Source organism: Acinetobacter sp. BIGb0196 (assembly GCF_011759595.1).
GTDB lineage: Bacteria > Pseudomonadota > Gammaproteobacteria > Pseudomonadales > Moraxellaceae > Acinetobacter > Acinetobacter guillouiae.
Genome location: NZ_JAAOZA010000001.1, coordinates 1,749,812 through 1,764,099, shown reverse-complemented (window position 1 = coordinate 1,764,099; position 14,288 = coordinate 1,749,812). Strand labels below are relative to the sequence as shown.

Sequence of the window (14,288 nt, the reverse complement as noted above, 5' to 3'; positions counted from 1 at the left end):
TTCCTTAGAACAAACCTGAAAGACCTGGTGGTAAACCCATACCTGAATTGGCTTCTTTCATCTTCGCTTCTGTAATGACTTCAGCTTGGCGGGCCGCGTCATTCATTGCTGCTGCAATCAAGTCTTCAATCATATCTGGATCGTCTTGTAACAAATCTGGACTGATTTCAATACGCTTAACAACATTACGGCAAGTCATTGTTACTTTTACCAAACCGCCACCAGCTTCAGCATTCACTTCAGTTTGGGCAAGTTGTTCTTTTGCCTTTTTAACGTTGCTTTCCATATCTTTCTGCATACGTTGCGCTTGCTGCATAAGCATATTAATGTTCATAAAATACTCCGAACAAAAGTCCTAAATTAAATCTCTGTCTTGCACTTTCATGGCTAGTTTTTTAAAAGCCTAGAAGAAAATGAAAGAAACTCTTTTGCAAATTTTGCTTATCTTAAATTAAATCTAATCCATGAGAAAGGTCACGGATAATATCATCGACATCTTCTAAGCCAACAGACAAACGGATTAAACCTTCACGAATACCCGCTGCTGCTTTTGCTTCAGGAGAAAGCTTACCATGAGTCGTTGTTGCTGGATGGGTAATTGTTGACTTAGCATCACCTAAATTACCTGTAATCGAGATAAATTGTGTATGGTCAATAACTTTCCAAGCACCTTCTCGTTCACCTTTCACTTCAAAAGAAACGATTCCACCAAAACCAGTTTGTTGTTTGGCTGCTAACTCATGCCCAACATGATCTGCTAAGCCAGCAAAATAAACCTTTTCCACTTTTGGATGAGCAACCAACCACTCGGCAATTTTTTGTGCACTTTCAGAATGCGCTTTCATACGCAGTCTTAAGGTTTCTAAACCTTTCAAAAAGACCCATGCATTGAATGGACTCATAGATGGGCCAGTGGTACGAACATAACCAAATACTTCTTCAAGTAATTTGTGATTACCGACCACAGCACCACCCAGTGCACGACCTTGTCCATCTAGATATTTGGTGGCAGAGTAAATCACTAAATCTGCACCAAATTGTAATGGACGCTGCAAAATTGGTGTGCAAAAACTGTTATCAATCGCCAATAAAGCATCATTTGCATGTGCTAAATCTGATAATGCTTGAATATCTGCGACTTCAGCCAATGGATTTGAAGGTGACTCAACAAACAGTAATCGAGTTTCAGGACGTACCGCGTCTTGCCAAGCGGTTAAATCAGTTAAATCAACAAAAGTCACTGCGACATTAAATTTAGCAACATATTTTTCAAATAATGAAACTGTAGAACCAAAAACAGCACGTGAACAAATCACATGATCGCCTGCTTTTAAGAACGACATTGCAACGGCCATGATTGCAGCCATACCTGAACTTGTTGCCACAGCCCGTTCACCACCTTCTAGTGCAGCTAAACGCGTTTCAAACATTGCTACAGTTGGATTGGTAAAACGTGAATAAATATTACCTGGTTCAGCACCAGAGAATTTTGCTGCTGCTTCCGCTGCATTTTCATACACAAATGACGAAGTGAGGAAAATTGGCTCACTATGTTCACCTTCAAAACTGCGTGTATGACCTGTACGAATCGCTAAAGTATCAAGTTGGTATTCAATGTCGTCGTGCTGGCTCATTTCAACTACTCAGTCCAAAAACTGCCTTTGTAAAATATTGCCAACATTTTGAGCGCCCTATGTATTTAAGGTCAAGGTAAAATCGTAAATTATCACATACACTTCGCTTAAATCTGCATAAAAATGAGACAAACACCGCTTATGACACAAGTATCAGCTAAGTTCCAACAGCGCAAATCCAAATTGAAGAATCTAACCACACGTATCTTCAATGGTAAGTCATTGGTTTTATCTCAAAGTACCCCTTATGAAATTATTGCAGAGCATCATCAAACCAAAGTGCGTTACTACGCAGCTGCTGAAAAAAAATTTAAGGAACCTTTGGTTTTTACTGCGCCATTGTCGATCAATATGGCAATTTACGATCTCTACCCTTATCGTTCACTTATTAAATATTTTACCGAACAAGGCTATGATGTGTATTTATTGGACTGGGGAAAACTCAGTTATCAGGATCGCAATTTAAACTTTTTATATTTTATTGATGAAGCTATGCCGCTATGCATTAATAAAATCCGAGAACATGCTCAAAGTGAGCAAATTTCATTGCATGGCTGGAGCATGGCCGGCATTTTTGTATTACTTTACACGGCATTACGTCAACCCAATTATGTTAAAAACTTAATTATACTGGCCAGCCCAATTGACAGTTATGCATCGGGTGGCATCGGTAAACTTTATCAAAAAATAAATAATTTGATTATAAAGAATCAAAAACTGAAAGATACGTTATATAAAGGTGGTTTACCGAAAAAACTGATACATACCCCGGGCTTACTCAATGCCATTGGTTTTAAGATTTTAGATCCAAAGGGTTGGTATGAGGGTCATAAGCAATTGTTGCTAAATTTAGACGACAAAGAGCTTTTACATGAACACGCTACCCTTGGAAATTTTTTAAATCACATGGTGGATTACCCCGGTGGTGTCAATCAAGACATGTTATTTAATGTTTGGCTACAAAATCCACTGAAAAATGGAGCAATTCAGCTCAGTAACCATAAAATTGAACTTCGCAATATCGACTGTTCATTAATGATTGGGGCTGGAAAAAATGATCAAATGGTCACCGCAGATGCAGTTAAGCCATTAAGCGAATTGACAAAGAGTAGTGATGTCACGTTTACTCTTATTCCTGGGGGACATTTAGGGCTAATGTCTAGTCAAAAAAGTGCAGATGAATTTTGGCCTACACTGTCCAGATGGTTAGAACAAAGATCGACAAAAATTTAAGAGATAGATATGAAGACTACAGTTGCATTTATTGGTTTAGGCGCAATGGGCTATCGTATGGCAGCACATTTACCCAAACATTTTGATACCGTATATGTGTGGAATCGAAATTTTGCAAAGGCCAAGCAACATGCAACTGAGTTTGGTACTCAAGCTGTCGAACTCGATCAAGCGGTGCAAGCTGATATTATTTTTTCATGTTTACCAACCAGTCAAGATATTGATGATTTAATCCAAGATTTAAAGATCAAAAATGGCGCGATTTGGGTCGACTGTACCAGTGGTGTACCTGATGCTGCGCGTAAACAGTCTGAGTATCTTCTCAAAAATAATATTCACTTCTTAGATGCACCTGTAAGTGGTCAAACCATTGGTGCTGAGAATGCAACGCTGACCTTTATGGTCGGCGGTTCTGCAGAAGCGTTTCAAATTGCCTTGCCTGCAATGCAGGCGATGGGTAAATTAATTAAACGTGTTGGTGACTCAGGTGCAGGCTTTGCGGTAAAAGCTGTAAATAATATGATGATGGCGGTTCATTTATGTGCTGCCGCTGAAGGATTTACCACGCTGAAAGCACATGGGGTAGATTTAAATGAAGCGCTTGATTGTATCAATGCATCCAGTGGTAAAAGTGGTGTGACTGAAACTGCACTACCGCAACGTATCCTCAATCGTAGCTTTCCACTGACCTTTGCTTTACCCTTATTGGCAAAAGATACAGGTATTGCCATTGATTTAGTTCGTGATGCAAGATTATCAGCACCTATTCTTGGTTTAACACAAAGCTTAATTACCGCAGCCAATAGTCTTTCAGAGCCTGATAGCGATTTTTCTACCGCCGTAAAAATGTATGAATCATGGAGCAAAATTACATTAGATTAATTTTTCGTCATTGAATAATCACAACTAAACCTTATAATCACATTAAGTGACATGTAAATATGTCAATTTCGAGGCCGTATCATGAATAAATATGTAATTGCTACACTTTCTAGTTTATCTATTTTAGTCGCTAGTCACGCGTTTGCTGATAACACCCAAGAATGTAAAAAATTGCAAGATGATTACAATGTCATTTATGCATCAAAAGGGTTCTGTTTTAAAGATCCTGAAGCAAAAGCAAAATATAATAATGACAATTGTTATACAAGTAAGCCTAAATTTTCTGAAAAAGAGCAGCAAAAACTTGACTCTATCAAGGAACGTCAGAAAGAATTGAACTGTAAATAATCACATTCACACCTTCAAGGAAATAAACATGGCTTATGATGATCAGAATATATTTGCACGAATTTTACGTGGTGAACTTCCTGCAATTAAAGTTTATGAAGATGATCATGTGCTTGCATTTATGGATATCATGCCGCAAGCCGATGGGCATACCCTGATTATTCCGAAGACGCCAGCAGTGACATTGCTCGACTTAGATCCTGAAATTGCTGCTTATACAATCAAGATTGTGCAAAAAATAGCGCAAGCCATTGAAACAGCTTTAGATGCTCAAGGTATTGTATTGATGCAACTTTCTGGAGCTGCTGCTGGACAAACTGTACCTCATGTACACTTTCATTTGATTCCGAGCTCGGTGCATGAATTAGGTCGTCATGCTATTCAAATGGGCGATCAGGAAAAAATTAAAGGGTTTGCTGAAAAAATTAAGGCTGCACTGGCTTAATTAAAAACCTTTTTAGAATCAATGGGGCTAATCAAGCCTCATTTTTTTATTAAAATTACACAAATGTTAAATTCGCGTCATTAAATTGTCATTTTTTCTTCACTGATATGTAACAAAGTTTACAGATACTGCATGCAAGTTAGTAAGTAGTGCACAAACCCACACTTACTGAATAAAAAAAGTAACTGCAAACCCATTGAACATGTTTTGGAGAAATCTCAATGAAAAAAGTGCTACTCGCTGCAGCAATCGCCACCCTTAGCATAAGCGCAGCTCAAGCAGCGCCAACATTGTATGGTAAATTCAACGTAACTTTAGATCAAATTGATAAGAATGGCTTTAAAGACGAAAGCGTAACTAAAGTAAACTCTAACGCTTCTCGTATTGGTGTTAAAGGCGAAGAGAAATTAACAGATAAATTATCTGCTGTTTACTTGGCAGAATGGCAATTCAATGCTGATGGTGATGGTGAATCTTCTTTCACTAACCGTAACCGTTTCGTGGGGATTAAATCAGACGGTATCGCAACTTTAAAAGTTGGTCAGTTTGATTCATATTTCAAAAATGCTGCTGGTAACAACCAAGATATCTTCAACGATCACAACGAACTCGATATGACTGCGATTTTAGTTGGTGAAGATCGTTTAAAAAACGTGATTGGTTTTGAAACTGATAAAAAATTATTGGCTGGTTTAGCTTTCAACATCATGTTCCAGCAAGGTGAAGAATCATCTGCAGTGAACAACTCATCAAAAGGTCAAAAAGGTAGTCGTGATAGTTTTGGTGATGGTATCTCGACCTCACTTACCTATGACAACAAAGACTACGGCTTGGCAGCAGCTGTAGCAGGTAACTTTGGTGTAGCATCTAAATATAATGCATATGGTGCTGAAATCGGTAGCAGTAACACAATTTATTCTGATGCAATTCGTGTTACAGGTTCTATCGACTTAAAACCAGCGGGTATTGATGGCTTAGTATTTGGTGCATTATGGCAAACTGCTAAACCAACTGATGACACAGTTACAACAACATCTGGTACAACAGTTACATCTTTAAAAGGCTTAAAAGAAAATGCATATGGCATCACTGCTGCATATGTAATCCCATCTACACCGATTAAGCTAAAAGCTGAATATATTTCTGCAACGACAGAACTAGATGGCCGTGATGATCGTAAACAAGACCTTTACGGGATTGGCGCTGATTATAACATCAATAAGCAAGCTCGTTTCTACGGTGTTGTTGGTCAACAAAAGCGTGATTGGTCAACTACATCTACACCAGAGAAAAAGAAAACTGTTATTGGCTTAGGTATGGAATATAACTTCTAATCCGACCCTTTAATAAAAAACGGCAAGTGATCTTGCCGTTTTTTTTCGACTCAATAATTCAAAAGCTCATTTTATAAAATACATATTCATTAGCTGAGTAACCATCATATAAATTTAGCGCTCTTATAAATAGCGCACATATCATTTCATCATCTATGACAGATCTTTCGTTTAGCAACATGAATTTCATCGTTGGATAGGCATACAGTTTCTTAAACGAAAACTAAAAATAATTAACTTAAATATCAATATGTAGGATATGACAGCAGTTATATTTAAACACCAAAAATATAAGCAACCTCGACAGAATCTTAGGATTTCACGCTGTCAATTTTTAACAATTAAAGTTTGATATAGGTTCGAAACCCACGACTCGCATAATATGAGCCAGCACCATTATGATAGGTAAATGTACGCCCATAACGCTGGTCACAAAAGATCGCCCCACCTTGCTGACGTAATATCGTTGGAGTTTCGACCCAGCTAGATGTTTTTAAGTCAAAATTGAATATTTGCTGTAGAGCATAATACTGTTGTTCAGTCATTAGTGCTAAGGCATGCTTATTTACCCAATCGATCACCGTATCTTCAGGAGGATGATCCTTGCGACTGAGTAATGCCTCTCGGTCATAACACAGACTACGCCGCCCTTTTGGTGACTCAATTGCACAATCAAAAAAATACACACCTTCTGTATTCGCTAAAACAACCACATCAGGCTCACCGCCAGTCATTTCCATTTGTTGTAAAGCCCATAGCTTTTCAGGACAAAGTAAAAGTTGTTTCTGAACAAAATCCCAGCTCATTTGTGCATGTCGTTCTGTATGCTGCTGAAAACGCTGTGCTAAGGTTTTTAATAGGTTTTCAACTTGCAATGGACTCAATTTTTCTCGCTGTTTTATCATTTATTTTACTGCCTGATTTTAAGCCTTTACTAGCATAACATTATCCACCAAGTGCAACCAAATCCGCTTTTTAGGCATACAGCGGCTTTTAATCTAAGAGTAACTATTAATATTCAAGATTGTTCCATCATTTTTATTGTAAAGCAAATTACTGTCATTGCCATCAGTAAAAAATTCACAACCTATAACCTGTCCTATTTTTTCATTGTCAGAAATATTAATACTTTCTGGAAATAAATACACAGCATTCATCTCGATGTCTGTAAAACTTGAATTATTTGAAGAAATGTCATAAACAATTGAGCTAAGTTGATCATTTTTAATCCAACCCTCTATTACATTTTTAAACGCACCAAATTCATTGGTCAATTCAAAATTCAATTTGTTAATTGAAAACTCATAAAATGTTTGTAAATAATAATCTGCGTCGAACTCATCATCTGCTTTTAAGTTCAGATTTCGTTTTTGGTTTTCAATGTAATCATCCGTGCTTGTTTTTGTCTTTAAATAATGTTTTCCATTATGCTCGAAATCTTTTTCTAATCTATCAAAAATATTTTGAGCTTGTTCTGCACCTTTATAAAGTTCTTTACTGCCTTTAAATTTATATTTATTTTCTATAAGGTTAAATTGAGTGTAATGAAAAGTGTTATATTCCGTTTCAAAGCCTTCATTGATCCAGAGCCCGTTTGAAGAAACAAAATGGAATACATTTTCGGGATACTGATCCAATACTACGCTACATAATGGATAAAATATCCCTTTTAGAGTGTCATCGATAAAAACTTCGTTAAAATTTGGATATAGTTTAATTCTCATTCTCTTACATTACTCTTTAAAATTATTCCTCAATATTTTGGGATTTGTACGACTTTCAAAGTACTCATTTGACTTCTTACGTTAGTCAAAAAAATAAATTACTAAGTCTTCCATACCAACCTACCTCATACAAAGTGACATAAATACTATTTAAATATTTCTTTTTCTATCAATAGTTTTATATCATCTATACATGCTATTCCATTTTTTTCAAAAATTGATTTTCCGTAAAAACTTCTCAATACACTGATTAATTTTCCCTGTCGCTGCATGAGAAATAAAGTATATTCAATTGAATATTCCCCTCGAAACTCAGTTGAAACTTCAAGCAATACTTGCTGGCAAAATTGACTATTATTAATGAGTTGCTCAAGAGGAATTGGATTGAAAATAACCTTATATTTTATTTTCTCATTCTTAAAGATTGTAGAATTTATTTCTGGTAACTTTGAAAATGGATGTTCTGATTGAAGCGGTTGTTTAAATAAACTTTCTTCAGATTTTTCAAACCAGAACCCTCTTGCAATCACCTCTATAAACTGATCATGAAATGAGAAGAGATAATGCTTAAAGTCTATAAGCATTTCATTTACATTTTCACCAAACCCATATGACAGTCCATAATTTTCCTTTTCATAATTGAATCTTTCTTCCAACCATTTTGAGTTTTCTATTCTAAAAACCCAAGTTCCACTTTCATCTGTTCCCCACTCATATTTGTAGGGCATCATTTCACCACGACAAATTTTTATCGCATCAAACTTATCAAATGTAATTCTTCCAAATTGATCGTCATGTGTTGAAAAATAAATTCCTGTTATATCATTACCATAGTAAATATCAGGACTTAAAACTGAGTCTGCTATAACTGGTATTATAATTGCTTTTACTGATTCCATTATTTATTTAACCTAATTATGCTTGCTAAAAAATTATAGATTATTCACTGACTTATAAATAACTGATTTTAATTAATTTGATTACTAACACATACTTTTTAATATTTATACTATTTTTAAAAATGTGTGTCTATCATCCCACTTTATTATTTTATCTAACAACTCTCTCATACATCTTCAAACCTACAATAAAAAAACACCCCGCTCGCTAGAGATCGGGGTGTTTTAGATTTAAAAGCTGGCGATGACTTACTCTCACATGGGTAACCCCACACTACCATCAGCGCTAAGAGGTTTCACTTCTGAGTTCGGGAAGGGATCAGGTGGTTCACTCTTGCTATTGTCGCCAGCAAACTGTTATGGACTTGTTCGGGTCTTATTTAAATGCCTTACTTCGTACCAAATGAGTTTAACAGAACATTTGAGTTGGGTATTGTAACTAGCTTTACAACTAAATCAAGTATGTTTGATCTTTTATGAATCAAATGATGCTTCGTATACAACTGCTTGGGTGTTGTATAGTCAAGCCTCACGAGCAATTAGTATTGGTCAGCTTCATGCGTCACCGCACTTCCACATCCAACCTATCAACGTCGTAGTCTTCAACGGCTCTTTAGAGGACATAAAGTCCTAGGGAAATCTTATCTTGAGGTAGGCTTCCCGCTTAGATGCTTTCAGCGGTTATCCCTTCCGAACATAGCTACCCGGCGATGCGACTGGCGTCACAACCGGTACACCAGAGGTTCGTCCACTCTGGTCCTCTCGTACTAGGAGCAGATCCTCTCAAATTTCCAACGCCCACGGTAGATAGGGACCGAACTGTCTCACGACGTTCTAAACCCAGCTCGCGTACCTCTTTAAATGGCGAACAGCCATACCCTTGGGACCTGCTTCAGCCCCAGGATGAGATGAGCCGACATCGAGGTGCCAAACACCGCCGTCGATATGAACTCTTGGGCGGTATCAGCCTGTTATCCCCAGAGTACCTTTTATCCGTTGAGCGATGGCCCTTCCATACAGAACCACCGGATCACTAAGACCTACTTTCGTACCTGCTCGACTTGTGGGTCTCGCAGTTAAGCGCGCTTTTGCCTTTATACTCTACGCGTGATTTCCGACCACGCTGAGCGCACCTTCGTACTCCTCCGTTACTCTTTAGGAGGAGACCGCCCCAGTCAAACTACCCACCAGACATGGTCCTCGTCCCGGATAACGGGACAGAGTTAGAACCTCAATATTACCAGGGTGGTATTTCAAGGATGGCTCCATAGCAACTGGCGTCACTACTTCAAAGCCTCCCACCTATCCTACACAAGTAAGATCAAAGTTCAATGTCAAGCTGCAGTAAAGGTTCACGGGGTCTTTCCGTCTAGCCGCGGGTACACCGCATCTTCACGGCGATTTCGATTTCACTGAGCCTCTGCTGGAGACAGCGCCCCCATCATTATGCCATTCGTGCAGGTCGGAACTTACCCGACAAGGAATTTCGCTACCTTAGGACCGTTATAGTTACGGCCGCCGTTTACTGGGGCTTCGATCAAGAGCTTCGCTTACGCTAACCCCATCAATTAACCTTCCAGCACCGGGCAGGCATCACACCCTATACGTCCACTTTCGTGTTTGCAGAGTGCTATGTTTTTAATAAACAGTTGCAGGGGCCTGGTTTCTGTGGCTGCCAATAGCTCAAGGAGCAAGTCCTATCACCGTCAGCAGCGTACCTTCTCCCGAAGTTACGGTACCATTTTGCCTAGTTCCTTCAGCAGAGTTCTCTCAAGCGCTTTGGTCTACTCGACCTGACCACCTGTGTCGGTTTAGGGTACGATTCCTGTGTAACTGAAGCTTAGAGACTTTTCCTGGAAGCATAGTATCAGCCACTTCGCTAGTAAACTAGCTTGCTATCAGCTCTCAGCATAGAGCACCCCGGATTTGCCTAAGATGCATGCCTACTGCCTTTCACCTGGACAACCAACGCCAGGCTGACTTAACTTTCTCCGTCCTCTCATCGCATTACACAGAAGTATTGGAATATTAACCAATTTCCCATCGACTACGCCTCTCGGCCTCGCCTTAGGGGTCGACTCACCCAGCCCCGATTAACGTTGGACTGGAACCCTTGGTCTTTCAGCGAACGGGTTTTTCACCCGTTTTGTCGTTACTCACGTCAGCATTCGCACTTCTGATACCTCCAGCATACTTCTCAATACACCTTCATCGGCTTACAGAACGCTCCCCTACCACGTATACATAGTATACATCCGCAGCTTCGGCATATAGTTTTAGCCCCGTTACATCTTCCGCGCAGGCCGACTCGACTAGTGAGCTATTACGCTTTCTTTAAAGGGTGGCTGCTTCTAAGCCAACCTCCTAGCTGTCTATGCCTTCCCACATCGTTTCCCACTTAACTATAATTTGGGGGCCTTAGCTGGCGGTCTGGATTGTTTTCCTCTTGACTACGGACGTTAGCACCCGCAGTCTGTCTCCCGGATAGTACTCATAGGTATTCGGAGTTTGCATCGGTTTGGTAAGTCGGGATGACCCCCTAGCCGAAACAGTGCTCTACCCCCTATGGTATTCGTCCGAGGCGCTACCTAAATAGCTTTCGGGGAGAACCAGCTATCACCGAGTTTGATTAGCCTTTCACCCCTATCCACAAGTCATCCCCTGGCTTTTCAACGACAGTGGGTTCGGTCCTCCAGTTAGTGTTACCCAACCTTCAACCTGCTCATGGATAGATCACCCGGTTTCGGGTCTATACCCAGCAACTAAACGCCCTATTAAGACTCGATTTCTCTACGGCTCCCCTATACGGTTAACCTTGCTACTGAATATAAGTCGCTGACCCATTATACAAAAGGTACGCAGTCACCAAACAAGTTGGCTCCCACTGCTTGTATGCATGCGGTTTCAGGATCTATTTCACTCCCCTCACAGGGGTTCTTTTCGCCTTTCCCTCACGGTACTGGTTCACTATCGGTCAGTCAGGAGTATTTAGCCTTGGAGGATGGTCCCCCCATATTCAGACAAGGTTTCACGTGCCTCGCCCTACTCGTCATCATTATATGTGCCCTTTCGTGTACGGGACTATCACCCTCTACGGTAGCACTTCCCAGAGCTTTCCGCTAAAACACATATAACTTAATGGGCTGATCCCCGTTCGCTCGCCGCTACTGAGGGAATCTCAATTGATTTCTTTTCCTAAGGGTACTGAGATGTTTCACTTCCCCTCGTTCGCCTCGCATGACTATGTATTCATCATGCGATACCTACCTTATGGTAAGTGGGTTTCCCCATTCAGAAATCTCCGGATCACAGGATATTTGCCGCCTCCCCGAAGCTTATCGCAGGCTATTACGTCTTTCATCGCCTCTGACTGCCAAGGCATCCACCACATGCACTTAATTACTTGACTATACAACCCCAAACAGTCGTTAATCCCTACAAGGAGGATCAACAATGTGAACTTAATCACTTCTATTTGTTGCCTGTGAATTTAATCACTATACAGCTTCAATTTAATTCATATACCAAAACGCTTGATTCAGTTTTATCGCTAGTGCTCATTTCATTCAACATTAACAATTGCTTGCTAACATCAACTAAAACGAGTTTAAACAATTATTTCAACTCAAATATATTCTGTTAATGATTCACTACCGCCTCGTCAGCGAGTAGTTAACTGTGATAAATCACAGAGATTATCAACTGGTGCGTATACTACGCCATCCATTTGTTAATCTCTAGGATCTAATCAACTATATGCTTATTTCTTAACTTATCTTACGTCTATTTGAACATTTTAAGTTCAATGTAAGTGATGGTGGAGACTAACGGAGTCGAACCGTTGACCTCCTGCGTGCAAAGCAGGCGCTCTACCAACTAAGCTAAGTCCCCAGCTTAAGATCTTAATATATCTGCTCTTCTGTGTTCAGTAGACTTGGTGGGTCTGACAAGACTTGAACTTGTGACCCCACGCTTATCAAGCGTGTGCTCTAACCAACTGAGCTACAGACCCTCAGATACATCAATGAAGAACAACTTGTTGTGGATTCTTACCAATCGTCAATCTTTCGTTAAGGAGGTGATCCAGCCGCAGGTTCCCCTACGGCTACCTTGTTACGACTTCACCCCAGTCATCGGCCACACCGTGGTAAGCGTCCTCCTTACGGTTAGACTACCTACTTCTGGTGCAACAAACTCCCATGGTGTGACGGGCGGTGTGTACAAGGCCCGGGAACGTATTCACCGCGGCATTCTGATCCGCGATTACTAGCGATTCCGACTTCATGGAGTCGAGTTGCAGACTCCAATCCGGACTACGATCGGCTTTTTGAGATTAGCATCCTATCGCTAGGTAGCAACCCTTTGTACCGACCATTGTAGCACGTGTGTAGCCCTGGTCGTAAGGGCCATGATGACTTGACGTCGTCCCCGCCTTCCTCCAGTTTGTCACTGGCAGTATCCTTAAAGTTCCCACCCGAAGTGCTGGCAAATAAGGAAAAGGGTTGCGCTCGTTGCGGGACTTAACCCAACATCTCACGACACGAGCTGACGACAGCCATGCAGCACCTGTATGTAAGTTCCCGAAGGCACCAATCCATCTCTGGAAAGTTCTTACTATGTCAAGACCAGGTAAGGTTCTTCGCGTTGCATCGAATTAAACCACATGCTCCACCGCTTGTGCGGGCCCCCGTCAATTCATTTGAGTTTTAGTCTTGCGACCGTACTCCCCAGGCGGTCTACTTATCGCGTTAGCTGCGCCACTAAAGCCTCAAAGGCCCCAACGGCTAGTAGACATCGTTTACGGCATGGACTACCAGGGTATCTAATCCTGTTTGCTCCCCATGCTTTCGTACCTCAGCGTCAGTATTAGGCCAGATGGCTGCCTTCGCCATCGGTATTCCTCCAGATCTCTACGCATTTCACCGCTACACCTGGAATTCTACCATCCTCTCCCATACTCTAGCTTCCCAGTATCGAATGCAATTCCCAAGTTAAGCTCGGGGATTTCACATCCGACTTAAAAAGCCGCCTACGCACGCTTTACGCCCAGTAAATCCGATTAACGCTCGCACCCTCTGTATTACCGCGGCTGCTGGCACAGAGTTAGCCGGTGCTTATTCTGCGAGTAACGTCCACTCATCTTGGGTATTAACCAAGAGAGCCTCCTCCTCGCTTAAAGTGCTTTACAACCATAAGGCCTTCTTCACACACGCGGCATGGCTGGATCAGGGTTCCCCCCATTGTCCAATATTCCCCACTGCTGCCTCCCGTAGGAGTCTGGGCCGTGTCTCAGTCCCAGTGTGGCGGATCATCCTCTCAGACCCGCTACAGATCGTCGCCTTGGTAGGCCTTTACCCCACCAACTAGCTAATCCGACTTAGGCTCATCTATTAACGCAAGGTCACAAGTGATCCCCTGCTTTCCCCCGTAGGGCGTATGCGGTATTAGCATCCCTTTCGAGATGTTGTCCCCCATTAATAGGCAGATTCCTAAGTATTACTCACCCGTCCGCCGCTAGGTCAATTACCGAAGCAATCTCCCCCGCTCGACTTGCATGTGTTAAGCCTGCCGCCAGCGTTCAATCTGAGCCATGATCAAACTCTTCAGTTAAAAATCATTAGTGACTTAAGGTCACAATTCTGGCTCATCAATGTACTGACAAATTCTCTCAAATAAACTTCGAGTAATTTAAACCAATCAATCAATGATAATATTTCGATTAATCAATCAGTAAAAATCCACACAAGTTGTTCTTCATATTCTCTTAATGATTAATTTATCACTTCGTC

At 40.9% G+C, this 14,288-nt stretch carries 10 protein-coding genes, 2 tRNA genes and 3 rRNA genes; 5 read left to right on the top strand and 10 right to left on the bottom strand.

The genetic code is table 11. From position 1 onward, the window contains the following. Positions 1-4: 4 nt before the first annotated feature. Positions 5-334, bottom strand: coding sequence for a YbaB/EbfC family nucleoid-associated protein (locus FHR28_RS07985; protein WP_004719585.1), 330 nt, complete (start codon positions 332-334; stop codon positions 5-7). Positions 335-446: 112 nt separating this feature from the next. After that, positions 447-1,634 carry an O-succinylhomoserine sulfhydrylase gene (locus FHR28_RS07980; RefSeq protein ID WP_166782322.1) on the bottom strand — a complete coding sequence of 396 codons (1,188 nt, stop codon included), beginning with the start codon at positions 1,632-1,634 and terminating at the stop codon, positions 447-449. Positions 1,635-1,775: 141 nt separating this feature from the next. Between FHR28_RS07980 and FHR28_RS07975 the strand changes: the two genes are divergently transcribed. From FHR28_RS07975 to FHR28_RS07955, 5 genes are all read left to right on the top strand, one after another. After that, positions 1,776-2,867 (top strand): alpha/beta fold hydrolase, encoded by a 1,092-nt coding sequence (locus FHR28_RS07975; protein ID WP_056511927.1) that lies wholly within the window; start codon positions 1,776-1,778, stop codon positions 2,865-2,867. Positions 2,868-2,876: 9 nt separating this feature from the next. Beyond that, a complete protein-coding gene (locus FHR28_RS07970; RefSeq protein ID WP_056511828.1) occupies positions 2,877-3,749 on the top strand; it encodes an NAD(P)-dependent oxidoreductase in 873 nt (290 codons plus the stop codon). 81 nt (positions 3,750-3,830) lie between these two features. Then, entirely contained in the window at positions 3,831-4,097 is a 267-nt protein-coding gene (locus FHR28_RS07965; RefSeq protein ID WP_004719576.1) for a YARHG domain-containing protein, read from the top strand. Positions 4,098-4,125: 28 nt separating this feature from the next. Continuing rightward, positions 4,126-4,542 (top strand): HIT family protein, encoded by a 417-nt coding sequence (locus tag FHR28_RS07960; RefSeq protein ID WP_004719575.1) that lies wholly within the window; start codon positions 4,126-4,128, stop codon positions 4,540-4,542. 221 nt (positions 4,543-4,763) lie between these two features. Beyond that, positions 4,764-5,876, top strand: coding sequence for a porin (locus tag FHR28_RS07955; RefSeq protein WP_004719573.1), 1,113 nt, complete (start codon positions 4,764-4,766; stop codon positions 5,874-5,876). 341 nt (positions 5,877-6,217) lie between these two features. On the opposite strand, the gene FHR28_RS07950 is transcribed toward FHR28_RS07955, so the two are convergent. The 8 genes from FHR28_RS07950 to FHR28_RS07915 form a co-directional block, all read right to left on the bottom strand. Next, positions 6,218-6,781 carry a DUF4256 domain-containing protein gene (locus FHR28_RS07950; protein WP_171527308.1) on the bottom strand — a complete coding sequence of 188 codons (564 nt, stop codon included), beginning with the start codon at positions 6,779-6,781 and terminating at the stop codon, positions 6,218-6,220. Positions 6,782-6,874: 93 nt separating this feature from the next. Next, positions 6,875-7,600: a hypothetical protein gene (locus tag FHR28_RS07945; RefSeq protein ID WP_154130912.1), complete on the bottom strand. Its 726-nt coding sequence runs from the start codon at positions 7,598-7,600 to the stop codon at positions 6,875-6,877. 146 nt (positions 7,601-7,746) lie between these two features. Continuing rightward, on the bottom strand, positions 7,747-8,499 hold the full coding sequence (locus FHR28_RS07940; protein WP_166782321.1) for a hypothetical protein: 753 nt from the start codon (positions 8,497-8,499) through the stop codon (positions 7,747-7,749). A 236-nt stretch (positions 8,500-8,735) separates the two neighbouring features. Beyond that, a 5S ribosomal RNA gene (rrf, locus tag FHR28_RS07935) occupies positions 8,736-8,850 on the bottom strand. 167 nt (positions 8,851-9,017) lie between these two features. Then, positions 9,018-11,908 (bottom strand): 23S ribosomal RNA (locus FHR28_RS07930). A 406-nt stretch (positions 11,909-12,314) separates the two neighbouring features. Further along, positions 12,315-12,390, bottom strand: a tRNA-Ala gene (locus FHR28_RS07925). Between the two features lie 44 nt (positions 12,391-12,434). After that, a tRNA-Ile gene (locus tag FHR28_RS07920) sits at positions 12,435-12,511 on the bottom strand. A 59-nt stretch (positions 12,512-12,570) separates the two neighbouring features. Further along, a 16S ribosomal RNA gene (locus FHR28_RS07915) occupies positions 12,571-14,109 on the bottom strand. Together the 16S, 23S and 5S rRNA genes with 2 tRNA genes alongside form the textbook arrangement of a ribosomal RNA operon. Positions 14,110-14,288: the final 179 nt, after the last annotated feature.

Coding starts and splice junctions, on each gene's coding strand:
- FHR28_RS07985 (WP_004719585.1), bottom strand. CDS start 334: ATGAACATTAATATGCTTATGCAGCAAGCGCAACGTATGCAGAAAGAT.
- FHR28_RS07980 (WP_166782322.1), bottom strand. CDS start 1,634: ATGAGCCAGCACGACGACATTGAATACCAACTTGATACTTTAGCGATT.
- FHR28_RS07975 (WP_056511927.1), top strand. CDS start 1,776: ATGACACAAGTATCAGCTAAGTTCCAACAGCGCAAATCCAAATTGAAG.
- FHR28_RS07970 (WP_056511828.1), top strand. CDS start 2,877: ATGAAGACTACAGTTGCATTTATTGGTTTAGGCGCAATGGGCTATCGT.
- FHR28_RS07965 (WP_004719576.1), top strand. CDS start 3,831: ATGAATAAATATGTAATTGCTACACTTTCTAGTTTATCTATTTTAGTC.
- FHR28_RS07960 (WP_004719575.1), top strand. CDS start 4,126: ATGGCTTATGATGATCAGAATATATTTGCACGAATTTTACGTGGTGAA.
- FHR28_RS07955 (WP_004719573.1), top strand. CDS start 4,764: ATGAAAAAAGTGCTACTCGCTGCAGCAATCGCCACCCTTAGCATAAGC.
- FHR28_RS07950 (WP_171527308.1), bottom strand. CDS start 6,781: ATGATAAAACAGCGAGAAAAATTGAGTCCATTGCAAGTTGAAAACCTA.
- FHR28_RS07945 (WP_154130912.1), bottom strand. CDS start 7,600: ATGAGAATTAAACTATATCCAAATTTTAACGAAGTTTTTATCGATGAC.
- FHR28_RS07940 (WP_166782321.1), bottom strand. CDS start 8,499: ATGGAATCAGTAAAAGCAATTATAATACCAGTTATAGCAGACTCAGTT.